The organism is Streptomyces sp. bgisy159 (assembly GCF_057707805.1).
Genome location: NZ_JBYIQX010000007.1, coordinates 35,534 through 57,509 on the forward strand (window position 1 = coordinate 35,534; position 21,976 = coordinate 57,509).

Annotated in this window: 25 protein-coding genes and 1 tRNA gene; 12 read left to right on the forward strand and 14 right to left on the reverse strand. The window is 73.5% G+C overall.

What is annotated here, in order from left to right:
- Positions 1-18: 18 nt before the first annotated feature.
- Complete coding sequence (locus AC3ET3_RS09515) at positions 19-1,329, reverse strand: serine-threonine protein kinase (RefSeq protein WP_432134634.1); 1,311 nt, start codon at positions 1,327-1,329, stop codon at positions 19-21.
- Positions 1,330-1,459: 130 nt separating this feature from the next.
- Here AC3ET3_RS09515 and AC3ET3_RS09520 point away from each other — a divergent pair, with 130 nt between their 5' ends.
- From AC3ET3_RS09520 to AC3ET3_RS09530, 3 genes are read left to right on the forward strand one after another with little or no spacing between them, the layout of a single operon-like run.
- A complete protein-coding gene (locus AC3ET3_RS09520; protein ID WP_432134594.1) occupies positions 1,460-2,224 on the forward strand; it encodes an SDR family oxidoreductase in 765 nt (254 codons plus the stop codon).
- Positions 2,221-3,888 carry a class I adenylate-forming enzyme family protein gene (locus AC3ET3_RS09525; RefSeq protein ID WP_432134593.1) on the forward strand — a complete coding sequence of 556 codons (1,668 nt, stop codon included), beginning with the start codon at positions 2,221-2,223 and terminating at the stop codon, positions 3,886-3,888. Before AC3ET3_RS09520 ends, AC3ET3_RS09525 begins: the two co-directional genes overlap by 4 nt.
- Positions 3,889-3,912: 24 nt before the next feature.
- A complete protein-coding gene (locus AC3ET3_RS09530) occupies positions 3,913-4,506 on the forward strand; it encodes a TetR/AcrR family transcriptional regulator (protein WP_432134592.1) in 594 nt (197 codons plus the stop codon).
- Positions 4,507-4,549: 43 nt separating this feature from the next.
- Here AC3ET3_RS09530 and AC3ET3_RS09535 read toward each other — a convergent pair whose 3' ends face one another.
- The 4 genes from AC3ET3_RS09535 to AC3ET3_RS09550 all read right to left on the reverse strand — a co-directional run bounded on the left by AC3ET3_RS09535 (position 4,550) and on the right by AC3ET3_RS09550 (position 8,063).
- Positions 4,550-5,053, reverse strand: coding sequence for a hypothetical protein (locus AC3ET3_RS09535; RefSeq protein WP_435611971.1), 504 nt, complete (start codon positions 5,051-5,053; stop codon positions 4,550-4,552).
- A 297-nt stretch (positions 5,054-5,350) separates the two neighbouring features.
- Positions 5,351-6,565 (reverse strand): acyl-CoA dehydrogenase family protein, encoded by a 1,215-nt coding sequence (locus AC3ET3_RS09540; protein ID WP_432134590.1) that lies wholly within the window; start codon positions 6,563-6,565, stop codon positions 5,351-5,353.
- Between the two features lie 6 nt (positions 6,566-6,571).
- Positions 6,572-7,597, reverse strand: coding sequence for a phosphotransferase family protein (locus AC3ET3_RS09545; RefSeq protein WP_432155673.1), 1,026 nt, complete (start codon positions 7,595-7,597; stop codon positions 6,572-6,574).
- Between the two features lie 169 nt (positions 7,598-7,766).
- Positions 7,767-8,063 (reverse strand): hypothetical protein, encoded by a 297-nt coding sequence (locus AC3ET3_RS09550; protein ID WP_432134588.1) that lies wholly within the window; start codon positions 8,061-8,063, stop codon positions 7,767-7,769.
- Between the two features lie 103 nt (positions 8,064-8,166).
- Between AC3ET3_RS09550 and AC3ET3_RS09555 the strand changes: the two genes are divergently transcribed.
- A complete protein-coding gene (locus AC3ET3_RS09555; RefSeq protein WP_432134587.1) occupies positions 8,167-9,117 on the forward strand; it encodes an NADP-dependent oxidoreductase in 951 nt (316 codons plus the stop codon).
- Between the two features lie 130 nt (positions 9,118-9,247).
- On the opposite strand, the gene AC3ET3_RS09560 is transcribed toward AC3ET3_RS09555, so the two are convergent.
- The 4 genes from AC3ET3_RS09560 to AC3ET3_RS09575 form a co-directional block, all read right to left on the reverse strand.
- Complete coding sequence (locus AC3ET3_RS09560; RefSeq protein WP_432134586.1) at positions 9,248-9,559, reverse strand: DUF202 domain-containing protein; 312 nt, start codon at positions 9,557-9,559, stop codon at positions 9,248-9,250.
- Positions 9,556-9,948 (reverse strand): YidH family protein, encoded by a 393-nt coding sequence (locus tag AC3ET3_RS09565; RefSeq protein ID WP_432134585.1) that lies wholly within the window; start codon positions 9,946-9,948, stop codon positions 9,556-9,558. Before AC3ET3_RS09565 ends, AC3ET3_RS09560 begins: the two co-directional genes overlap by 4 nt.
- A gap of 10 nt (positions 9,949-9,958) precedes the next feature.
- Positions 9,959-10,474, reverse strand: a complete 516-nt coding sequence (locus tag AC3ET3_RS09570; protein ID WP_432134584.1) for an NUDIX hydrolase — start codon at positions 10,472-10,474, stop codon at positions 9,959-9,961.
- A gap of 219 nt (positions 10,475-10,693) precedes the next feature.
- Positions 10,694-11,587 carry a DMT family transporter gene (locus tag AC3ET3_RS09575; protein WP_432134583.1) on the reverse strand — a complete coding sequence of 298 codons (894 nt, stop codon included), beginning with the start codon at positions 11,585-11,587 and terminating at the stop codon, positions 10,694-10,696.
- 339 nt (positions 11,588-11,926) lie between these two features.
- On the opposite strand from AC3ET3_RS09575, the gene AC3ET3_RS09580 reads away from it, so the two are divergent.
- The 3 genes from AC3ET3_RS09580 to AC3ET3_RS09590 all read left to right on the forward strand — a co-directional run bounded on the left by AC3ET3_RS09580 (position 11,927) and on the right by AC3ET3_RS09590 (position 14,410).
- On the forward strand, positions 11,927-12,865 hold the full coding sequence (locus AC3ET3_RS09580; RefSeq protein ID WP_432134582.1) for a hypothetical protein: 939 nt from the start codon (positions 11,927-11,929) through the stop codon (positions 12,863-12,865).
- 206 nt (positions 12,866-13,071) lie between these two features.
- Positions 13,072-13,800, forward strand: a complete 729-nt coding sequence (locus AC3ET3_RS09585) for a molybdopterin-dependent oxidoreductase (protein ID WP_432155675.1) — start codon at positions 13,072-13,074, stop codon at positions 13,798-13,800.
- A complete protein-coding gene (locus AC3ET3_RS09590) occupies positions 13,784-14,410 on the forward strand; it encodes a cytochrome b/b6 domain-containing protein (protein WP_432155676.1) in 627 nt (208 codons plus the stop codon). Before AC3ET3_RS09585 ends, AC3ET3_RS09590 begins: the two co-directional genes overlap by 17 nt.
- A 75-nt stretch (positions 14,411-14,485) precedes the next feature.
- Here the strand turns inward: AC3ET3_RS09590 and AC3ET3_RS09595 are convergent, their stop codons facing one another.
- A complete protein-coding gene (locus AC3ET3_RS09595; RefSeq protein WP_432134579.1) occupies positions 14,486-15,883 on the reverse strand; it encodes a GntP family permease in 1,398 nt (465 codons plus the stop codon).
- A gap of 123 nt (positions 15,884-16,006) precedes the next feature.
- Complete coding sequence (locus tag AC3ET3_RS09600; RefSeq protein ID WP_432134578.1) at positions 16,007-16,525, reverse strand: gluconokinase; 519 nt, start codon at positions 16,523-16,525, stop codon at positions 16,007-16,009.
- Between the two features lie 143 nt (positions 16,526-16,668).
- Here AC3ET3_RS09600 and AC3ET3_RS09605 point away from each other — a divergent pair, with 143 nt between their 5' ends.
- Positions 16,669-17,370, forward strand: a complete 702-nt coding sequence (locus tag AC3ET3_RS09605; RefSeq protein WP_432134577.1) for a FadR/GntR family transcriptional regulator — start codon at positions 16,669-16,671, stop codon at positions 17,368-17,370.
- Positions 17,371-17,429: 59 nt separating this feature from the next.
- Here AC3ET3_RS09605 and AC3ET3_RS09610 read toward each other — a convergent pair whose 3' ends face one another.
- Both AC3ET3_RS09610 and AC3ET3_RS09615 read right to left on the reverse strand, forming a co-directional pair.
- Complete coding sequence (locus AC3ET3_RS09610; RefSeq protein WP_432155678.1) at positions 17,430-17,876, reverse strand: YchJ family protein; 447 nt, start codon at positions 17,874-17,876, stop codon at positions 17,430-17,432.
- Positions 17,877-17,968: 92 nt separating this feature from the next.
- A tRNA-Leu gene (locus tag AC3ET3_RS09615) sits at positions 17,969-18,053 on the reverse strand.
- A 159-nt stretch (positions 18,054-18,212) separates the two neighbouring features.
- On the opposite strand from AC3ET3_RS09615, the gene AC3ET3_RS09620 reads away from it, so the two are divergent.
- The 3 genes from AC3ET3_RS09620 (at position 18,213) to AC3ET3_RS09630 (ending at position 20,933) form a co-directional block, all read left to right on the forward strand.
- Positions 18,213-19,538 carry a M20/M25/M40 family metallo-hydrolase gene (locus tag AC3ET3_RS09620; protein WP_432134575.1) on the forward strand — a complete coding sequence of 442 codons (1,326 nt, stop codon included), beginning with the start codon at positions 18,213-18,215 and terminating at the stop codon, positions 19,536-19,538.
- 175 nt (positions 19,539-19,713) lie between these two features.
- A complete protein-coding gene (gene chpH / locus AC3ET3_RS09625; RefSeq protein WP_432134574.1) occupies positions 19,714-19,947 on the forward strand; it encodes a chaplin ChpH in 234 nt (77 codons plus the stop codon).
- A gap of 140 nt (positions 19,948-20,087) precedes the next feature.
- Positions 20,088-20,933: a chaplin gene (locus tag AC3ET3_RS09630; protein ID WP_435611972.1), complete on the forward strand. Its 846-nt coding sequence runs from the start codon at positions 20,088-20,090 to the stop codon at positions 20,931-20,933.
- 59 nt (positions 20,934-20,992) lie between these two features.
- Here AC3ET3_RS09630 and AC3ET3_RS09635 read toward each other — a convergent pair whose 3' ends face one another.
- The gene (locus tag AC3ET3_RS09635) at positions 20,993-21,181 is read right to left on the reverse strand and encodes a DUF5703 family protein (RefSeq protein ID WP_432134572.1); all 189 of its coding nucleotides are present in this window, start codon (positions 21,179-21,181) and stop codon (positions 20,993-20,995) included.
- Between the two features lie 47 nt (positions 21,182-21,228).
- Here AC3ET3_RS09635 and AC3ET3_RS09640 point away from each other — a divergent pair, with 47 nt between their 5' ends.
- Positions 21,229-21,954 carry a hypothetical protein gene (locus AC3ET3_RS09640; protein ID WP_432134571.1) on the forward strand — a complete coding sequence of 242 codons (726 nt, stop codon included), beginning with the start codon at positions 21,229-21,231 and terminating at the stop codon, positions 21,952-21,954.
- The last annotated feature ends 22 nt before the right edge of the window (positions 21,955-21,976 follow it).

The window sequence follows — 21,976 nt, forward strand, 5'->3', positions numbered from 1 at the left end:
CCGCCCCCGCGGCGGGCCTCAGCCGATCCGGCCCGCCGCCAGCACCAGCCGCGCCAGTTCGGGGTGCACGATGTCGCTGTGCGCCCCGGACGGCGGCCCGCCGCGCCGCACCACCGACGCGGCATCCACGTTCACGCACCCCGCCGCGGGCAGCGGACCGCGCAGCGCCTCGGCGAGCGTCAGGCCGGGGGTGCCCGGCACCGCCCGGACACCCCCGTACCCGAGCGCACCCCACCGGGCACCGAGCACCCCGCCGATGCCGGGTCCGTCGAAGCCGGGTCCGGCGATCGCGGGTCCGCCGATGCCGGGCCCCTCGATCCCGGGTCCGGCGGTCGCGCTCCGGTCGTCGCCCGCCATCCGCGAGGCCAGCGGGTAGAAGGTCCCCAGCGCCGTGTCGTGCCGGGAGTGGCAGCACACCACCGGGCCGTCCACCCGCCGCTGCACATCCCGCAGCACCCCCGCCCCGCGGTTGTCGTGCGGCAGCCGCGGGGCGAACGCGTAGTGCGAGAAGGCTCCTTGCAGCAGGGTCACCGACTTCACCGCCCGGACGTCCGTGGCCGGTCCGCGTAGCGCGAACGACACCAGCCGGGCGCCGAAGCTGTGCCCGACGAGGTGCACCCGCACCCCTGGCGCCGCGCGCGCCAACCGTCCGATCACCGGGCCGAGCCCGCGCTCCCCGACCGTGCCGGCGCGGCGCTTCATCGCGTGGTACGCCGCCTGCCGCAGCAACTCCTTCGCGCCGTCCCACGGGTTGGGGACGGAGAACCCCTCGGCCGACGCCCGCGCGAACCAGGAGCAGGCCGCCACCGGGTCCGAGAACATCCCGGGCTCCTCGCCGGGAACGGTGTCCGCGGCGTACGGCGCCCGCGGGTCCGGCGGTACGGCGTCCACCAGCAGCCGGACCAGCCGCCCGAACCCGCTCAGGTCCACGTCCGGCGGTCGCTGCTCCAGTGTGCGCAGCAGCTGCTCCACCACGGCGGCCCGGTCCGGGAAGGCCGCGATCAGGGCCCGGGCCGTGTCCTTCTCCGCCGACGACCTCGGGAAGTCGGGGACCGGCTCGTCGGGGAAGCGCATCGACGGCCAGATCACCCCCACGTAGCCGATCCGCGCCGCCGGGGCCAGCGGCGGCACCAGGGCGAAGAAACGGTCGTAGAGCCGGGTGGCGAGGGAGCGGTCGTTGTTCCAGCCGTGGCAGAAGACGATCACGTCCTCGACCCGGCGCCGCACCGCCTCGGCCGACAGCCGGTCCCGCTGCCGCCGGTCCACGTCGCCGTCCGCGTCGAACGTCAGCTCCCAGTACGGGGTCACACTCATCGGCGGGTCCACCATGTCGCGCATGGTCCTGCGGGCGGTCGGAGATGGCCAGAGCTCCCGTAGGGCGAACTCTTCCCTCATTACATACCGACTGGTTAGTCTGTCCGCTGGACGGAGCCGTGTCGCGTCGTGTCGAAGGAGACCGATGGTGGAAGCCGTGCGGGGTGCCCATGTCGTCGTCACCGGGGCGGGAGGGGGGATAGGGGCCGCGCTGGCCCGCCGTTTCGCCGCCGAAGGGGCCCGGGTGGTCGTCAACGACCTGGATGCCGGGCGCGCCGAGGCCGTCGCCGGCGAGATCGGAGGCATCGCCCTGCCCGGCGACGCCTCCGCCGTGGTCGACGCCGCCCGCGACGCCCTCGGCGGCCGCGTCGACGTCTACTGCGCCAACGCGGGCGTCGCCTCCGGCGGCACCGAGGCCGCCGACCCCGCGGTGTGGGCGCTCGCCTGGGACGTCAACGTCATGGCGCACGTCCGGGCCGCCCAGGCGCTGCTGCCGGACTGGCTGGAGCGCGGCGGCGGCCGGTTCGTGTCCACCGTGTCCGCCGCCGGCCTGCTGACGATGATCGGCGCCGCCCCGTACAGCGTCACCAAGCACGGCGCGTACGCCTTCGCCGAGTGGCTGTCCCTCACCTACCGGCACCGCGGGGTCAAGGTGCACGCCATCTGCCCGCAGGGCGTGCGCACCGACATGCTGGACGCCACCGGTACCGCCGGCGACCTGGTGCTCAAGCCGACCGCGATCGCTCCGCAGGCCGTGGCCGACGCGCTGTTCGAGGGCATCGAAGAGGACCGCTTCCTGATCCTGCCGCACCCGGAGGTCGCCGGGTACTACCGCGCCCGGGCCGCCGAACCCGACCGCTGGCTGACCGGCATGAACCACATCCAGCAGAAGTGGGAGGCCGAGCGGTGACCACGCTCCGCTACGCGGACCGGCCCTGGCTGGCGCTGCTCGACGACGCCCAGCGCGCCCCCGTCGACCCCGCCGACTCCCTGGTGCACGCGCTGCGCCGGGCCGTCGCCGAGAGCCCCGAGCGCACCTTCCTCGCCTACTTCGACGGCCGGCTCGGCTACCGCGAGGTCGACGAACTCAGTGACTCCGTGGCCGGGTACCTGGCCGCGCGTGGGCTGCGGCGCGGCGACCGGGTGGCCGTCCTGCTGCAGAACTCCCCGCTGTTCGTGCTGGCGGTGCTCGGCGCCTGGAAGGCGGGCGCGATCGTCGTGCCCGTGAACCCGATGTACAAGTCCGGTGAGGTCGCCCACGTCCTGCGCGACGGCGACGTGGCCGCGCTGATCTGCTCCGACCGGGCCTGGGCCGGGTACCTGCGCGAGACGGCCGCCGACTCGCCCGTGCGGATCGTGCTCACCGGCTGCGAGCTGGACTTCCAGACCCGGGGCGACGCCCGGGTGCTCACCTTCGAGCGGCTGCCCGCGGCCGACGACGCCGACGACCTCACCGCCGTCGCCCGGGCCGGGCACGAGCCGCCGCCGGGGCGCGAGCCTGCCCCCGGCGACATCGCGCTGATCAGCTACACCTCCGGCACCAGCGGCACCCCCAAGGGAGCCACCAACACGCACGGCAACATCATGGTCAACGCCGAGCGGCAGTGCACCGGACTGCCGCTGCCCGAGGCGCCCGTCTACCACGCCCTCGCGCCCCTGTTCCACATCACCGGCATGGTCTGCCAGTTCGGTGCCTGCCTGAACGGCGCGGGCACCCTGGTCCTGACCTACCGCTTCGAGCCCGGCGTCGTCCTCGACGCGTTCGCCGAGCACCGGCCGCACTACACCGTCGGCCCGTCCACCGCCTTCATGGCCCTTGCCGCTCACCCCGCCGCCACCCCGGACCACTTCGCCTCCTTCGTGAACATCTCCTCGGGCGGCGCCCCGCTGCCGCCCGCCCTGGTGGAGAAGTTCCGGGCGGGCTTCGGGCCCTACCTCCGCAACGGCTACGGCCTCACCGAGTGCACGGCCCCCTGCGCGTCCGTGCCGCCCCAGCTGGAGGCGCCCGTCGACCCCGCCTCCGGCACCCTCGCCGTGGGTGTGCCGGGTGCCGACACGGTCGTACGGATCGTCGACGACCGCGGCGAGGAGGTCCCGTTCGGTGAGCAGGGCGAGATCGTCGTGCGCGGGCCGCAGGTCGTCCCCGGGTACTGGCGGCGGCCCGACGCCACCGCCGAGACGTTCCCCGGCGGCGAGCTGCGCACCGGTGACATCGGCTTCATGGACGAGCAGGGCTGGCTCTACGTCGTCGACCGCAAGAAGGACATGATCAACGCCTCCGGCTTCAAGGTGTGGCCCCGCGAGGTGGAGGACGTCCTCCACACGCACCCGGCGGTCCGCGAGGCGGCCGTGGTCGGCGTGCCCGACGGGTACCGCGGGGAGACGGTCAAGGCCTACGTCAGCCTGCGTCCGGGCGCCGAGGCGGACCCCGACGCGCTCGCCGCCCACTGCAAGGAGAGACTGGCCGCCTACAAATATCCGCGGCAGGTGGAGATCCTGCCCGACTTGCCCAAGACGGCGAGTGGCAAGATCCTCCGACGGGAACTGCGTTCCCGCGCGCACGACAGCCAGTGAGATCTCGGAAGGCAGGTGGCGGCAGTGCCAAGGACGACGGACGGCGGCGGGACGCCCGTACCGCAGCGGCTGCTGGCCGCCGCCACCCGGCTCTTCGCCGAGCAGGGCTACGACCGCACCTCGGTGCAGGAGATCGTCGAGGCGGCCGGCGTCACCAAGGGGGCGCTGTACCACTACTTCGGCTCCAAGGACGACCTGCTGCACGAGGTGTACGCGCGCGTGCTGCGCGTCCAGCAGGAGCGCCTGGACGCGTTCGCCGGCGCGGACGAGCCGGTGGAGAAGCGGCTGCGTGACGCGGCGGCGGACGTCGTGGTGACCACCATCGACAACCTCGACGACGCGTCGATCTTCTTCCGGTCCATGCACCACCTCAGCCCGGAGAAGAACAAGCAGGTGCGCGCGGAGCGGCGGCGCTACCACGAACGCTTCCGCGCGCTGATCGAGGAGGGCCAGCAGGCCGGCGTGTTCTCCACGGCCACGCCCGCCGACCTCGTCGTGGACTACCACTTCGGCTCGGTCCACCACCTGTCCACCTGGTACCGCCCCGACGGCCCGCTCAGCCCGCAGCAGGTCGCCGACCACCTCGCCGACCTGCTGCTGAGGGCGCTGCGCCCGTAGCGCCCTCAGCGCACCCGGCGTCCTCAGGAGGCGGCGGCCCCGGTCACCAGGCCGCGGCGCCGCAGTGGCCGCCCTGGAGGCACGCCCGGAAGTTCAGGCCGGAGAGCTTGCTGTAGTCGCCCTTGAAGGTGCCGCCGTACGCGGCCGAGCGGATGGTGGTCCAGCCCCGCCCCTTCCACTTGGCCTGCAGCAGCACGTACTTGCCGTCCTTCTTGTGGTCGTAGAACGTCCCCCAGAAGCTGCCGTAGTACGTCCGGCCGTCCGCGCTGCGCTTCCAGTCCCAGTGGACGGCGATGCTGCCCGCGCCGTTGCTGGTCCACAGGGTGCGGTCGGCGCGCCCCGAAGCGGCGGCTGCCGCGGCGCTCACCGAGGCGGCCGACGACGTGGCGGACGGGGCGTCCGCCGCGGAGGCGCCCGGCGCGGCGACGGCCCCCGCCGTGCCGACGGCCGCCGTGACCAGGGCCAGCGCCGCCAGCCGGGTCCGGGCCCGCGGCGTGCGGATCACCGGTGTGCGGGTCGTGCGGTGGGTCTGCGTGGCTGCCTGCATGACGATTCCTCCCCTGGGCCGCGGCGCGAGTTCCCCCGTCGGGTCCTGCCGGCACACCGCGGCCGGATTCCGGTGCGGCCCGTGGACCGGGCCACGCCTTGGAACCTAGGGCCCGGGGGCGGTCGTGGACGTCAACCGTGCGGTTGACCCGGGGTGGAGATGCGCCTGCAACCAGCGCGGTAGCCCGCCCGCGCCCCTGCCGCACGGGTTTACGGCACCACCGCGCCGGCCCGGGCGGACGCTTGGGGCAACACCGGGCGGCACCGGGCGGCCGACCGCCCGGTGCCGCCCCGGGCCTCACCGGTACTTCTTCAGCTCCCGCCGGGCCAGCGAGCGCTGGTGCACCTCGTCGGGGCCGTCGGCGATCATCAGGGTGCGGGCCGCCGCGTACAGCTCGGCCAGCGGGAAGTCCTGGCTGAGACCGCCCGCACCGTGCAACTGGATCGCCCGGTCGATGATGTCGACGACCGCGCGCGGTGTGGCGATCTTGATGGCCTGGATCTCCGTGTGCGCGCCCCGGTTGCCGACGGTGTCCATCATCCAGGCGGTCTTCAGCACCAGCAGCCGCAGCTGCTCCACGGTGACCCGGGCGTCCGCGATCCAGTTGTGGACCACGCCCTGCTGGGCCAGCGCCTTGCCGAACGCGACGCGCGAGACGGCCCGCCGGCACATCTCCTCGATCGCCCGCTCCGCCATGCCGATCAGCCGCATGCAGTGGTGGATCCGGCCGGGGCCCAGCCGCGCCTGGGCGATGGCGAACCCGCCGCCCTCCTCGCCGACGAGGTGGGTGACCGGCACGCGCGCGTGGTCGAAGACGACCTCGGCGTGACCGCCGTGGTAGTGGTCCTCGTAGCCGAACACCTGCATGGCGCGCTCCACGGTCACGCCGGGCGTGTCGCGGGGGACCAGGACCATGGACTGCTGGCGGCGGATGTCGGGGCCGTCGGGGTCCGTCTTGCCCATCACGATGAAGACCGCGCAGTTCGGGTCCATGGCACCGGAGATGTACCACTTGCGTCCGGTGATGACGTACTCGTCGCCGTCCCGCTCGATGAGCGTGGTGATGTTGGTGGCGTCCGAGGAGGCCACCTCCGGCTCGGTCATCGCGAACGCCGAGCGGATCTCACCGGCGAGCAGCGGCTGGAGCCACTGCTTTTTCTGCGCCTCGTCGCCGAACTGCGCCAGTACCTCCATGTTGCCGGTGTCCGGCGCCGAGCAGTTCAGCGCCGTCGGCGCCAGCTGCGGGGAGCGGCCGGTGATCTCGGCCAGCGGCGCGTACTGGAGGTTGGTCAGCCCGGCGCCGTACTCCTCGTCGGGCAGGAAGAGGTTCCACAGGCCCTGGCGGCGCGCCTCGGCCTTCAGCTCCTCCACCACGGCCGGCGTGTCCCACGGCGAGGCCAGCGCCGCGCGCTGCTCCCGCGCCACCGCCTCCGCCGGGTGAACGTACTCGTCCATGAAGGCGAGCAGCTTGCCCCGCAGTTCCTCGGTGCGGGCGTCGAACGCGAAATCCATGGCCGGTCAGCCTTCCTGAAGAGTGGTCAGTCCGTGCTCGATGAAGACCGGGACGAGTTCGCCGATGCGGTCGAAGCCGCGGCCGACCGTCTGTCCCAGCGTGTACCGGTAGTGGATGCCCTCCAGGATCACGGCGAGCTTGAACCAGGCGAACGCCGTGTACCAGGAGACGGCGGACACGTCGCGCCCCGAGCGTGCGGCGTACCGTTCGATCAGCTCGGCCGGCGCCGGATGCCCGGCGGCCGAGGCGGTCGTGGAGATGGGGGAGTCCGGCAGCTCCAGCGGCATGCTGTACATCACCAGCAGCCCGAGGTCGGTCAGCGGGTCGCCGAGCGTGGACATCTCCCAGTCGAGGATCGCCGTGATGCGGTCGTCGGCGCCGATGAGCACGTTGTCCAGCCGGTAGTCGCCGTGGACCACCGTGGGCGCGGGGGAGCCCGGCAGGTCCCGGCCCAGGGCCGCGTGGAGTTCGTCGATGCCGGCCAGGTCGCGGCTGCGGGAGGCGTCGAGCTGCTTGCCCCAGCGGCGCAGCTGGCGGTCCAGGAACCCCTCGGGCCGGCCGAAGTCGCCGAGACCGACCGCCTCCGGGTCCACCGCGTGCAGCTCCACGAGGGTGTCGACGAGGGACAGCACGGCGCTGCGGGTGCGCTCGGGGCCGAGCGGGGCCAGCTGGCCGGCGGTGCGGTACGGGGTGCCCTCGACGAACTCCATGACGTAGAAGGGCGCGCCCAGCACCTCCTCGTCCTCGCACAGCAGGACCGGGGCCGGGACCGGTACGTCGGTGCGGTGCAGGGCGCTGATCACCCGGTGCTCGCGCCGCATGTCGTGCGCGGTGGCCAGCACGTGGCCGAGCGGGGGCCGCCGCACCACCCAGCGGGAGGTGCCGTCGGTGACCGCGTAGGTGAGGTTGGACCGCCCGCCCTCGATCAGCCGGCCGGTGAGGGGACCGCGGACCAGGCCGGGCCGCTCGCGGTCGAGCAGGGCGCGCAGCCGGTCGGGGTCGAGTCCGGGCGGGTGGTCGGCGGGGCTCATGCGTCGCTCCTCCTACGGGCGCGTGGTACGGGCGCGTGAATGACCCGACTCATGATGCCGACCGGTCGGTATGTAGTCCAGCCTCCAGGAGCAACGTGACGTGGGCCACGATAGGCCGACGGCTCCCCGCGGGGGAACGGGGAGCCGTCGGCCGGGTTCGCCGGGCGGTCTAGTGGTCGTCCCAGTGGCCTTCGTGCGCGGCGTGCCGGTGGCCGTCGTGCAGGTAGTCCACGTGGTCGCCGTGCGGCACGTGCGGGTGTCCGCAGTCCTCGCCGTGCCGGTGCGCGTGCTCCGCGTGGGCGGTGTGCCCGCCCGGCTCGCACTCGTCCCAGTGACCGGCGTGCTCCCGGTGCAGGTGGCCGTCGTGCGCGTAGTCGACGTGGTCGCCGTGCGGCACGGCCGGGTGCCCGCAGCCGGGGCCGTGGGTGTGCGTGTGCGCGGAGTGTTCCAGGTGCGTCGTGGTCATGGGCGTTCACCTTCCGTGAAGCCCGCGGGGGCGCTGGGTCGAACGGAGCACATCCCCGCGTTCCGTCTTGCGTGATGCCTGAGTACCCCGGAGGGTCGAGGGCATGAAGGCGATCAGCTACAGCCGGTACGGCGGCCCCGAGGTACTGGAGTACGGCGAGGTGCGGGACCCCAAGGTCGGCCCCGACGGCGTCCTGGTGAAGGTCCGGGCCGCGGCGGTCAATCCCGTCGACTGGAAGGCCCGCGAGGGCTACCTGGACGGCATGCTGGAGGCGGTCTTCCCCGTCGTCCCCGGCTGGGACGTCTCCGGGGTCGTGGTGCGGCCCGGCGTCTCCGTCACGGAGTTCGAGGCCGGCGACGAGGTCGTCGGCTACGTCCGGGAGGACTTCCTCTGCCGGGGCACCTTCGCCGAGTACGTCGCCGCGCCGGTGCGCACCCTGGCGCGCAAGCCGCGCAACCTCTCCTTCGAGGAGGCCGCCGGACTGCCGCTGGTCGGCCTCACCGCCTACCAGGTGCTCACCGGGGCCCTGCGGGTCAAGCGGGGCGAGACCGTCCTGGTGCACGCGGCGGCCGGCGGCGTCGGCTCCCTCGCCGTCCAGCTCGCCCGGCACTTCGGCTGCCGGGTCATCGGCACGGCGAGCGAGCCCAACCACGACTTCGTCCGGTCCCTGGGCGGTGAGCCGGTGACCTACGGCGACGGACTCGCCGACCGGGTGCGCGGGCTCGCCCCCGAAGGGGTCGACGCGGCCTTCGACACCGTCGGCGGCGAGGCCCTGCGCGTCTCGGCGCAGCTCCTCACCTCGGAGGGCCGCCTCGCCTCCATCGCGGACGGCGACGTCGTCGGCTACGGCGGCAGCTACTGCTGGGTGCGCCCCGACGCCGACGACCTCGCCCGGCTGGTGGAACTAGCCGAAGCGGGCGTCGTCTCCGTGCACGTCGCGCAGACCTTCCCGCTGGAGCGCGCGGCCGACGCCCACCGGCTCAACCAGGAGGGCCGCACCCGGGGCAAGATCGTCGTCACCGTCCCCGCGGAGACGGAGCAGCCCACCGGCTGAGGACCCGCCCACCGGAAACCGTGGAACACGCGCACCGGCACCCTGGAACACGCGCACCGGAACCCGGAAGACGCGCACAGAGAACCTGGAGGGCCCGCACAGAGAACCCGGAAGGCGCGCACCGGCAGCCCTAGAAGAGCAGCGCGGTGGCGCAGAGGGCCATCGCCACCGTGCACAGGACGGCGGCGCGGGCCTGTCCGGCCGACAGCGCGGCGGGCCGCGCCGCGGTGTCCAGCACCCGGATGCGGCGCTGCGCGACCACCAGGAACCCCAGCCACAGCGCGCAGCACACCGCGCACACGGCGAGAGCGGCCGGCGACAGCCCCCCGTGCAGCGCCGTCCGCACCGCCAGCACCGTGACGACGGTGCCGGCCAGCGTCGTACGCCGCCACGCCAGGCGCGTCCGCTCCGGTTGCAGCCCCGGATCGCGCGCGCCGCTCACCCCTCCCACCCGACGAGCACCACGATCACCATGGCGACGGCCACCACCGCCACCACCGTGCCCAGCAGGGCCGGGAACCTCGACACGGGCAGGTCCTCGCCCCGGCGCATCGCCCGCTCGCAGCGCATCCAGTGGTTCACCGCGCGCAACGCGCACAGCACTCCGGCCCCGAGCAGCGCGAGCGCCAGTCCGACCCGCCAGCCCCAGCGCAGGTCGGGCAGGAACTGGTCCACCGCGAACCCCCCGCCGACCAGGGCCATCGCGGTGCGCAGCCACGCCAGGAAGGTGCGCTCGTTCGCCAGCGAGAACCGGTAGTCGGGAGTGCTGCCCTCCTGCCGCACCCGATCCGGAGCGAACCACAGCCGGACGTTCCGTACGAACTCGATCACGCCCAGGACACTACCGGGCGGACCGGAACTCCCTGAGCCGGTCGTGGGCGGCCAGCCCGTCCGGCACCCACTCCCACCGCGGCAACAGCCGCTCGACCTCCGCCTCCGGCAGGAAGTCGTGCCAGGCGACCTCCTCCGCCTGCGGCCGGACCGGCAGCTCGCAGCGCACCTCGTAGACGGCCGACCACCAGCTCCGGCCGGCCCCGTCGTCGTAGAGGAACTTGAACAGGAAGGCCGGCCGCGGCAGACCGGTGACGCCGAGTTCCTCCTCGGCCTCGCGCAGCGCCGCGTCGTCGTAGGACTCGCCGGCGCCGACGACCCCGCCGACGAACATGTCGTACAGCGAGGGGAACACCAGCTTCGTCGGCGTGCGGCGGTGGACGAAGATCCGCCCCTCGGCGTCCCGCGCCTCGATGAACACACAGCGGTGACGCAGGCCTTCGGCGTACGCCCGCCCGCGCGGCACCCGGTCCACGACCCGGTCCTGCTCGTCGACGATGTCCAGGATCTCCTCAGCGGCGCTCATACCGCCCATCCAACCAGCCCGCGGGGGACGCCTCGGCGTCATGGGCCGGCCCGTCCGCCGCCGTGCCCGCCGCCCTGCCCGTATGCGGCACCGCCACCCCGCCCGTTCGCGCGCCGCCCGCCCGTCACTGCGCCGGCCCTCGTGACCGTCGCCCCGTCCGCCCGCCCATCGCAGCGCCGGCCGTACCGGGAAGCCGTCCGGGAGGGGTCCTCGTCGGTGTCAGCGCACCCGTACGGCGGCCATCTCGCCCCGCGGCACCGGTCCGCACGGCATCGCCGGGTGCAGCCCGAGCAGCACGATGCCCACGACGACCCCCGCCAGCCCCGCCGCCTCCCAGGCCAGCGCGCCCGCGCCGGTGCGCAGCCGGTCGCCGAGGAAGCCCACCCCGCAGACGATCCCGGCCAGCGGCTGGGCGGCGGTCAGCGCGGGCAGGGACATCCGCAGCGGGGCCGTCTCGAACGCGCTCTGCACCAGGACCAGCCCGGTCACCCCCAGCGCCAGCACCGCGTACGGCTGCCAGCCTGCCAGCAGCTCCAGCATGCCGCCGTGACCGAAACGCTCCCCGCTCACCCGGGTCAGCGCGTCCTGCACGCCGTACACCAGCCCGGCCGCCAGCGCCAGCAGCACCGGCCCGGCGGCGAGCCGCGAGCGCTTGGCGCAGGTCGTCAGCAGCAGCGCCAGCCCCAGCATCACCCCGATGATCAGCCACTGCCGGAGCCCACCGGCGCTCGCGCTGCCGCCGCGCGGCTCGCCCGCCACGATGAACGCGCCGACCCCGCCGGCCAGCAGCGCCAGACCCACCCAGCCCTGCCGGCCCAGCGGCTGTCCGGTGCGGCGCCGCGACAGCACCAGCGCGAACAGCAGGTTCGTCGCCAGGAGCGGTTCCACCAGGGAGACCTCACCGAGGCCGAGCGCGAGCGCGCCCAGCGCCATGCCGGCCGCCATCAGGGCGATGCCGCCCAGCCAGCGCGGCACCCGCATCAGGTCGAGCAGCAGCCGGGGCGAGAGGAAGTCCCCCAGGGGCGCCTCCTGCGCGGCGCTCTGCTGGAGCACGAATCCGAACCCCAGGCAGCACGCGGCGCTCACGGCGAGAACAAGAACCAGAACCGACACGCTGGATACCTCGATCATCCGACCGGACGGCGGGTGCGTAGGGGCCGACTGTAGCCGCCCCGCGCCCCCGCCGCTCCGGGTGCGCCCCCGGGAGGGAACGTCTCGCGCCATCGTGGGCGGCCCGGCCCGCCCTCGCCATGGCGTGCGCCACACCGGCGCCGCACGCGTACCCCCCGCGCGGCACCCGGCACGGCCGGGCCGGTCAACTTCAGCCGTCAAAAGTCCAGTTGACGGTTGTCATGGTCCAGTGGCACTTGACGCTGAACGTCGGCTAGGGCTTTGCTGTGCGTCATCGGCCGATCGCACGCCGAAACCGTACCGTTGACGAGGAACCTTGCGGTGCCTTCACCCCCGCCCCTGCTCGACCCCGCCCTGGACGACGCGGAACTGCGCGCCGCCCGGGCCGCGCTCACCCAGGGCCGCCGCCGCGCCGCCCGCTCCCTGCTCGCCCGCACCGGCGACGACTGGGACCGCCGCGGCCACCGGCTCACCGTCCTCGCGGCCGACCCCTACGCCGCCCCGTGGGCCCGCGACTGGCTGCTCGCCGACCCCGGCTCCCCCGACGCCCTCGCCCTGCTCGCCCTCGCCCTGGTCCACCGGGCGCTGCGCGGCCGGGAGCACCCCGACCGGGCCCGCGCCGCCTGCCGGGACGCCGCGAGTCGCGCACCCGCCGACCCCACCCCCTGGCTCGGCCTGCTGATGCTGGAGAGCGAGGGCGGCCCGGCGGCGATCCGGCTGTTCGAGGAGGTCCGGGACCGCTGTCCCGACCACCACCAGGCCCACCACCTGCTGGTCGCCCGGCTCGCCGAGCGCCGCGCCGCCGCCGGCCCGGACCCGCTGCACGAGGTCCACGAGTTCGCCGCCTGGGCCGCCGAGCGCGCACCCGCCGACTCGCCGCTCGCCCTCCTGCCGGTGGTGGCGCACGCCGAGCGCTACCGAGTCCTGGCCGTCCACGGCTTCGCGCCCGACGACCCGTTCGCCTCCGGACACTGGTCGGACGACCGGGCCCGGGACGTGCTGAAGGCCGCCTTCGACTGGTGGCTGGAGTGGGAGCGCGACGACCATCCGCGCCGGCTGCTCGACCTGAACTTCCTCGCCCACGCCAAGGTCTGCGAGGGCCAGGGGGCCGAGGCCGCCGCGCTCTTCCACCGGATCGGCGACCACGCCACCGCCGTACCGTGGGCCTACCCGGACCGCGATCCGCGCGCCGCGTTCCGGACCGCGCGGGCGGCGGCACTCGGCAGAAGCGGACTCCGGGTGGCCGTGGGCCGGTCGTGACACGTTCACCGGAGCGGCGGGACAGCACGAGTCCCCCGGAGCCGGGCCGGACCGAGGCCGGCCGCGGCCGGCGGCCGAGGCCGTCACCCGAGTGACGGCGGGGCCCCGGCCGTTGCTGACCGGAGCCCCTCCCGAGTGATGACGGAATTCTGACGGCCGGCCCCCGCCCCTGGCCCGGCCCGGCGGCCGGGTGCTCGAATGGACGGGTGAACCAGGAACCACCACCGCAGGGCCGCGGCGCGCCGGTCGGCCGACGCGTCTTCCTCGGCACCCTCGCCCTGGGCGCGCTCGGCGTCGCCGCCGCGCCCCCGCTGCAGCGCGGCATGGAGACCCTGCTCGGCAACGCCGCCCAGAAGGACCCCACCGGCCTGACCGGCCTGCTCCCCAACGGCGGTGGCTTCCGCTACTACTCGGTGACCTCCTCGGTCCCGCACAGGAGCGCCACCGACTACCGCCTCACCGTCGACGGCCTGGTCGACCACCCCCGCTCCTACACCCTCGCCGACCTCAAGGCGCTCCCGCAGACCCGCCTGGTCAAGGACGTCCAGTGCGTCACCGGCTGGCGGGTCCCCCAGACCCCCTTCGAGGGGGTGCGGCTGTCGGCGCTGCTGGACGCGGCCGGCGTGCGCGCCGACGCCGGCGCGGTCCGCTTCACCTGCTTCGACGGCGCCTACTCCGAGAGCCTCACCCTCGACCAGGCCCGCCGCGCCGACGTCCTCGTCGCCCTGCGCATGCAGGACGAGGACCTCGGCCACAACCACGGCGGCCCGGTCCGCCTCTACGTGGCCCCGATGTACTTCTACAAGTCCGCCAAGTGGCTCTCCGGCATCACCGTCACAGAGGACGTGCGCCCCGGCTACTGGGAGAAGCGCGGCTACGACGTCGACGCCTGGGTCGGCCGGTCGAACGGACGGGACGATGACCCTACGACTTGATCCGGCCCCGGCGGCCACCACCCGCGTGCGGCGCTTCAGCCGCGCCGAACGCTGGATCCACCGTGCCACCGCCCTGCTGATGGGCGTGTGCGTGGCCAGCGCCGCCTGCCTCTACCTTCCGCAGCTCGCCGAACTCGTCGGCCGCCGTGCCCTGGTGGTGCGCGTCCACGAGTGGGCCGGGCTCGCCCTGCCCGTGCCCGTCCTGGCCGGCCTCGCCTCCCGGGCCTTCCGCGCCGACCTCGGCCGGCTGAACCGCTTCGGCGCGCACGACCGGCTCTGGCTGCGGGCGGCGCTGCGCCGGGACCGGCGACGCGAGTCCCGCCCGGCGGACAAGTTCAACGCCGGTCAGAAGATCTACGCCTCCTGGATCGCCGGGGCCACGCTCGTGATGCTCGGCACCGGGCTGCTGATGTGGTTCACCCACCTCACCCCGGTGCAGTGGCGCACCAGCGCGACCTTCGTCCACGACTGGCTGGCCCTGACCATCGGCATCGTCCTCGCCGGCCACGTCGGCATGGCCCTCGGCGACCCCGAGGCCCGCCGCGGTATGCGCACCGGCTCGGTCAGCCCGGCCTGGGCCGAGCGGGAGCACCCCCTCTGGCGCCGGTGAACCCGGGACGGACCAGGGCCCGCCCGCGCTTCCCGGCGCGGGCGGGCCCTCCTCGTCGTGTCCCCGGACCTCCGGCTAGATGATCAGCGAGAGCAGCAGGACGAGGCCGCCCGCGACCACCGAGATGATCGTCTCCATCGCGGACCAGGTCTTCAGGTTCTGCCCGACACTGACCCCGAAGTACTCCTTGACCAGCCAGAACCCGGCGTCGTTGACATGGCTGAAGAAGAGCGAGCCGGCGCCGATGGCGAGGACCAGCAGGGCCGCGTGGGTGGTCGACATGTCGGCGGCAAGCGGCGCCACCAGACCGGCCGCCGACACGGTCGCCACGGTCGCGGAGCCGGTGGCCAGCCGGATGACCACGGCGATCAGCCAGGCCAGCAGCAGCGCCGGGATCGACCAGTCCTCGGAGATGTCCAGGACCATCCGGCCCACCCCGCAGTCGATCAGGGTCTGCTTGAAGCCGCCGCCCGCGCCGACGATCAGCAGGATGCCCGCGATCGGCGCGAGCCCCTTGTCGACCAGGCCGGAGATCCGCTCCCTGGAGAACCCGGCCGGCCTGCCGAGCGTGAAGATGCCGACGATCACGGCCGCGAGCAGGGCGATCAGCGGTGAGCCGACCACGTCGAAGACGCGCTGCACGGTGTGCTCCGGGTCGTCCACGACGATGTCGACCAGTGCCTTGGACAGCATCAGCACGACCGGCAGCAGGATCGTCGCCAGCGTGGCGCCGAAGCCGGGGCGCCGCGCCAGATCCTCCGACGCGCGCTGCGGGACCAGCCCGTCCGGCGCCGGCACGTCCACCCAACGGGCCGCGTAGCGGGAGAACAGCGGACCGGCGACGACGACCGTCGGGACGGCGACCAGGACACCCAGCGCCAGGGTCACCCCCAGGTCGGCCCCGACCGCGTCGATGGCGACCAGGGGGCCGGGGTGCGGCGGCACCAGGCCGTGCATCACGGACAGACCGGCCAGGGCCGGAATCCCGATCCGCATGAGCGAGTAGTTGCCGCGCCGGGCGACCATCAGCACGACGGGGATCAGCAGTACCACGCCGACCTCGAAGAACAGCGGCAGCCCGATCACCGAGGCGATCAGCACCATCGCCCACGGCATGGCCCGGCCACCCGCCTTGGCCAGGATCGTGTCGACGATCTGGTCGGCGCCGCCCGAGTCCGCGAGCAGCTTGCCGAGGATCGCGCCCAGGGCGATCAGCACGCCCACGCCGGCCACCGTGGCGCCGAGCCCGGCGGTGAAGCTGGATATCGCCTTGTCCAGTGGCGCACCGGCGAACGCGCCCAGCGCGAGCGAGCCGATGGTGAGCGACAGGAAGGCGTGGAGCTTGAACTTGGTGATGAGCAGGACGATGACGGCGATGCCGGCCAGCACGGCGACGCCCAGCCGGGCATGGCCGGCCGAGGTGATCGGCTCGACGGTGTCCGCTGCCAGCATCTCGACTCTGAGTCTGGTCACGGGGTTCCCTTGCAGGTACGGAGTACAGGGCTACGGGTTTACGGGGATGCGGGCAGGGGAGGTCCACTGCGCGGCGGTGGAGGTGCCGGCAGGTACTTCTCGGTGGTGGGGCGCCCGCGGGTACTACACGGCGGTGTCGGGGAGCCGGTCCAGGGCCCGGACGGCCCGGTCGGCGATCTCCTCGGGGCTGCCGCCGACGTCGACGGACACGCCCGCCTCGTCCGCCGCGAGCGGCTGGAGCGTGGCGAACTGGGAGTCCAGCAGCGCGGTCGGCATGAAGTGCCCCCGCCGCTGCCCCATCCGGCCCGCGATCAGCTCCCGGTCGCCCGTGAGGTGCAGGAACAGCACGTCGGGGGCGGCGGCCCGCAGCCGGTCGCGGTACGACCGCTTCAGCGCGGAGCAGCTGACCACGCCGCCCAGCCCCGAGCGGCTGTGTGCCCAGGCCCCGATGGCGTCCAGCCAGGGCCACCGGTCCTCGTCGCCGAGGGGGACACCGTCCGACATCTTGGCGATGTTGGCCGGCGGATGGAACGCGTCTCCCTCGGCGTAGGGAACACCGAGCCGGGCGGCGACCAGCGGACCGATCGTGGTCTTGCCCGTGCCGGAGACGCCCATCACCACGACGACGTGAGGGGTAAGCATGCTGCCTCGCTGTCTTCCTCGCCATCGACGCCGGGCCGTCCGGCGTCGCCCTGTACTGAAACCCATAGGTACGACGAATTCAAGAGTCAGCTTCAAATAAGTCTGACTTTTTGAGCCCGTGACGTACCCCGTACTCTGTGTGCATGACCACACCGGGCCGAGGTCTGCACGGCCATGTACTCGACACCCTCGGCCCCGCGATCACCGCGGGCGAGTACCCGCCGGGCAGCGTTCTGCGCACCGATGAACTCGCCCAGCGTTTCGACGTCTCACGCTCGGTGATGCGCGAGGCGGTCCGGGTACTGGAGTCCATGCACCTCGTCGAGTCGCGGCGCCGGGTGGGCGTGACGGTGCTCCCGCAGAACGAGTGGAACGTGTACGACCCGCAGGTCATCCGCTGGCGGCTGGCCGGCGCCGACCGCCCCCGGCAGCTGCGTTCGCTCACCGTGCTGCGCTCGGCCGTCGAACCGGTGGCGGCAGGTCTGGCCGCCCGGCACGCCACGGCCGAGCAGTGTGCCGAGCTGACCGCGGCGGCGCTCGGCATGGTGGCCCACTCGCGCGGCCACCGCCTGGAGGGCTATCTGCTCCACGACGTGGCGTTCCACCGGGTCGTCCTCGCCGCCTCCGGCAACGAGATGTTCGCCCGGCTCGGCGATGTCGTCGCGGAGGTGCTGACCGGCCGTACACAGCACGAGGTGATGTTCGAGGACCCCGATCCGGCCGCCGTCACCCTGCACGTGCAGGTCGCCGCCGCCGTCCGTGAGGGCGACGCGGCCCGCGCCGAACAGCTGACCCGGGAGATCACGGTGGGCGCACTCCAGGAACTGGACATCCTGGCCCCGTAGCGCGCCCTGCGGCACCCGCACGCCCGGCGCCGGCTGCGGCGCGGATCTCACCGCGGGTTTCACCTGCCGGGGACGTCCCCGGCCTCGGGGAACTCCCCGTCGACGTACACCCAGGCCCCGTCCACCCGCTCGAACCGGCTGCGCTCGCGCAGCGCACCGCCCCGGTGTGACGCCCGGAACTCCACGGTCCCGGTGGTGTGGAACGCCGTGCCGTCCGCGGTCGCCAGGATCTCCAGCCCCGTCCAGCGGGTCCCCGGATCCAGCTCCAGCCGCGCCGGCCGGGTCCGCGGGTGCCAGGTCCGCAGCAGGTAGTCCGCATCGCCGCACACGAACGCGCTGTACCGCGACCGCATCAGCCGCTCCGCCGTCGGCGCGGCGGCCTCCCCGCGGTGGAGCCGGCCGCAGCACGCGTCGTACGGCTCGGCCGATCCGCACGGGCACGCGGCCGGACTCGCGGGGGGAGCGGAACGCGGAGGACGGGCGGGACGAGCGGTGCGACGGGCCATGGCCACCATTGTGCCGCCCCGCGCTGCCCCACCTCGCCGGGGACGACAACGAGCGAGGGCCGCGACTCGCGTCGCGGCCCTCGCCGTTCAAGTGTCCGAGGGGGGACTTGAACCCCCACGCCCGATAAAGGGCACTAGCACCTCAAGCTAGCGCGTCTGCCATTCCGCCACCCGGACAAGGTGTCTGTCGTCGGGGTCTCACCCGCGGCGACGAGGTAAACATTACCAGGCTTTCGGAGGTGCCCGATCACGGGCTGCCCCCGGGGGCGTGCCCGGCCGGGGGCGGGGGAGGGAGGATGAAGGGAACCACCAGCAGCGACAGCGGGAGGAAGCAGCGTGAGCGAGACCGACTCGGCCAGGGGCGTCACCGGCGAGGACGAGGTCGTGGACCTGTGCCGCGAGCTGATCCAGTTCGACACCAGCAACTACGGCGACCACTCGGGGCCCGGCGAGCGCGCGGCGGCCGAGTACGTCGCCGGGAAGCTCGCCGAGGTCGGCCTGGAACCGGAGATCTTCGAATCCCATCCGGGCCGGGCCTCCACGGTGGCCCGCATCGAGGGCGAGGACCCGTCCCGGCCCGCGCTGCTCATCCACGGCCACCTCGACGTCGTACCGGCGAACGCCGTCGACTGGACCCACCACCCCTTCTCCGGCGAGGTCGCCGACGGCTGCGTGTGGGGACGCGGCGCCGTCGACATGAAGGACATGGACGCCATGACCCTCGCCGTCGTACGCGACCGGCTGCGCAGCGGCCGCCGGCCCCCGCGCGACATCGTGCTCGCCTTCCTCGCCGACGAGGAGGCGGGCGGCACCTACGGCGCCCGGCACCTCGTCGACCACCACCCGGACCTCTTCGAGGGCGTCACCGAGGCCATCAGCGAGGTCGGCGGCTTCTCCTTCACGGTGAGCGAGCAGCGACGGCTCTACCTCATCCAGACGGCCGAGAAGGGCATGCACTGGATGAAGCTGACCGTCGCCGGCACCGCCGGGCACGGCTCGATGATCCACCGGGACAACGCCATCACCGAGCTGTCGGAGGCGGTCGCCCGGGTCGGCCGGCACACCTTCCCGGTGCGCGTCACCAAGACCACCCGGGCCTTCCTGGACGAGCTCGGCGACGCCCTCGGCACCGAACTGGACCCGGAGGACATGGAGTCCACCCTCGCCCGGCTGGGCGGCATCGCCAAGCTCATCGGCGCGACCCTCAGCAACACCGCCAACCCCACCCAGCTCGGCGCCGGTTACAAGGTCAACGTCATCCCCGGCGAGGCCACGGCCCACCTCGACGGGCGGTTCCTGCCCGGCCACGAGGAGGAGTTCCTCGCCGACCTGGACCGCCTCCTCGGCCCCCGGGTCAGCCGCGAGGACGTGCACTCCGACAAGGCGCTGGAGACCTCCTTCGACGGCGCGCTGGTCGACGCCATGCAGTCCGCGCTGCTCGCCGAGGACCCCACCGCGAAGGCCGTCCCGTACATGCTCTCGGGCGGCACCGACGCCAAGTCCTTCGACGACCTCGGCATCCGCGGGTTCGGCTTCGCCCCGCTGAAGCTGCCGCCGGAGCTGGACTTCGCCGGCATGTTCCACGGTGTCGACGAGCGGGTGCCGGTGGACGGACTCCGGTTCGGCGTACGGGTGCTCGACCGCTTCATCGACGCCTCCTGAACCGCCCGCCGGTCTGAATTCTCCCTCGGGAAAGGGACTTCAGTTATTCGGTCGCGTGTACGGAAAATGACTGGGGAGAGTGAATGCGACCATGGGCTCGTAGCCCCAATATCCCCTCCTCGTTACTGGTGACGTGGTCCGCTGCTTGGGATCGCATTGCCAACAAGGAGGAATAATGATCAAGAAGGTCGTCGCTGCTGCGGCTGCCACTGGTGGGCTGGTTCTCGCGGGCGCGGGCCTGGCCGTTGCCGACGCGGGTGCTCAGGGTGCCGCCGTGCACTCCCCGGGCGTCGCCTCCGGCAACGTCGTTCAGGTGCCCGTGCACATCCCGGTGAACGTCTGCGGCAACACGGTCTCCGTGATCGGGCTGCTGAACCCCGCCTTCGGCAACACCTGCGTCAACCAGTGACGTACGCCCGCTGAGGGGGTCGTCCACATCGGCGGCCCCGGGGCGTGCGCCATGCGCTCCGGGGCCGCCGGTTTTTCAGAAACTGATGTCACGAACATTTCCGTGAGTGTCGAGGACGGACGGAAGCAGGGATTCAGCATATGCGACAGGTCACCCGGAAAGGCCTTATGACGATGGCGGCGGCCACGGGGGTGATCGCCGCCGCAGGCGGATACGCCCAGGCCGATTCCGGTGCCATGGGGGCCACCTCGGATTCCCCCGGCGTGCTCTCCGGCAACACCGTGCAGGCGCCGGTGAACGCCCCGGTCAACGTCTGCGGGAACACCGTGGACGTCGTCGGCATCCTCAACCCGGCGGTCGGCAACTCGTGCGCCAACACCGGCTCGGCGCACACCGGCACCGGCGGCAGCGGATCCGGCAGCTCCGGCAGCGGCTCCGGCAGCCAGAGTGAGCAGGGCGGCTCAGGCACGCACGGCGGCTCAGGCACGCACGGCGGCTCAGGCACGCACGGCGGCTCCGGGGCGCACGGCGGCTCCGGGGGCGCGCAGGCGGGCGGACACACCGGCGGTTCCCCCGGCATCGGCTCCGGAAACCACGTCCAGGCCCCGATCGACGTGCCGGTGAACGTGTGCGGCAACAGCGTGAACGTGGTCGGCGTCGGCAACGGGGCGTTCGGCAACGACTGCGAGAGCGGCCCGGGCGTCCACCACGGCACGCCGCCGGGCGGCTCGAAGCACCAGCCCGGCACCCCGGGCGGTCACGACGCCCCCGGCGGAGTCGGCAGCCAGGGCGAGCCGGTCCAGGCCGACGCCCCCGCCCCCCGGCATCTGACGCCCACCGGTGCCTCCTCCGCGGCTCGGGAGACCGGTCCGGAGCAGCTCGCGCACACCGGCGGCGACGTCCCGCTGGGGCTCGTCCTGCCCGCCGGCGCGGGCGCACTGCTCGCGGGCACGATCCTCTACCGCCGGGCCCGCCAGTCCGTGTAGCACGGCACACGACGAAGCGGGGTCCGGCCACTTCGGCCGGGCCCCGCTCCCGTCTCGGCTCACCACGTGGCGCGCACCTGGCGGATGATCCGCCGGCGCAACCGCACCTTGCGGCTGCCGTCGCGCAGCAGGCTCAGACGGTGCAACTCCCAGTGTCCGTACTCCGCATGGTCCGTCAGCAGACGTGTCGCCTCCTTGCGGGAGACCCCGCGCGGTACGAACACGTCGACAAATTCGTATTCCGGCATCGCATCTATTGTGCGGGCCGGCCCCCGGTACGGATAGCGTCTGCACTATGTCTGATGCTGCGCAGCCCACCGCTGCCGAGGTACGCGCCGCCGCCGAGGCGGTCAAGACCGCGCTCGACCGCCACCTGGCCGCGGTCGAACGCCGGTCGGGCGAGGACGACCCGGCCGTCTACGAGGCGTTCAACGAGCTGGCCGCGGCCGCCGAGGTGTACGACGAGCTCCTCTACGACCGGTACGACGAGGTCACGCCCTTCGAGATCCCCGCGGCGGAGGACGCGCTGCCGCCCTACGCGGGGCCCGAGGAACCGAGTGCGCTGAGCGTCCTGATCCGCCGCGACTACACCGTGGGCGAACCGCAGCGCCTGCTGGCCCAGGCGCAGCGCGTGGAGGCGGCGGACGACGAGGACGGCGCGGACACGGACACCGTGCCCGGGGCGCTGGGGGTGCTCTTCGGCGAGTACGAGCCGGACGAGATCGCCTCCCGGCACAAGGAGTTCGGCCTGGAGGAGGGCGACTCCACTCTCTGGGTGCTCGCCGCGGAGGAGGCCGCCGAGCCCGGCGAGTGGCTGGAGACGCCCTTCGAACAGCTCGATCCGCAGCGCGTGATCTGCCGGTTCGACGTCAGCGCGGTGTTCGACGACGCGGACGACGGGCTGGAGCGGGCCCTCGACGACGAGGACGGGGACGAGGCGGACACCGAGGACGACGGCGACGCCCTGGACGACGAGGACGCCGTGGACGGCGAGGACGTGGCGGACGTCGAGGAGCCGTAGGCGCGAGGGGCGCCCCGGAAGG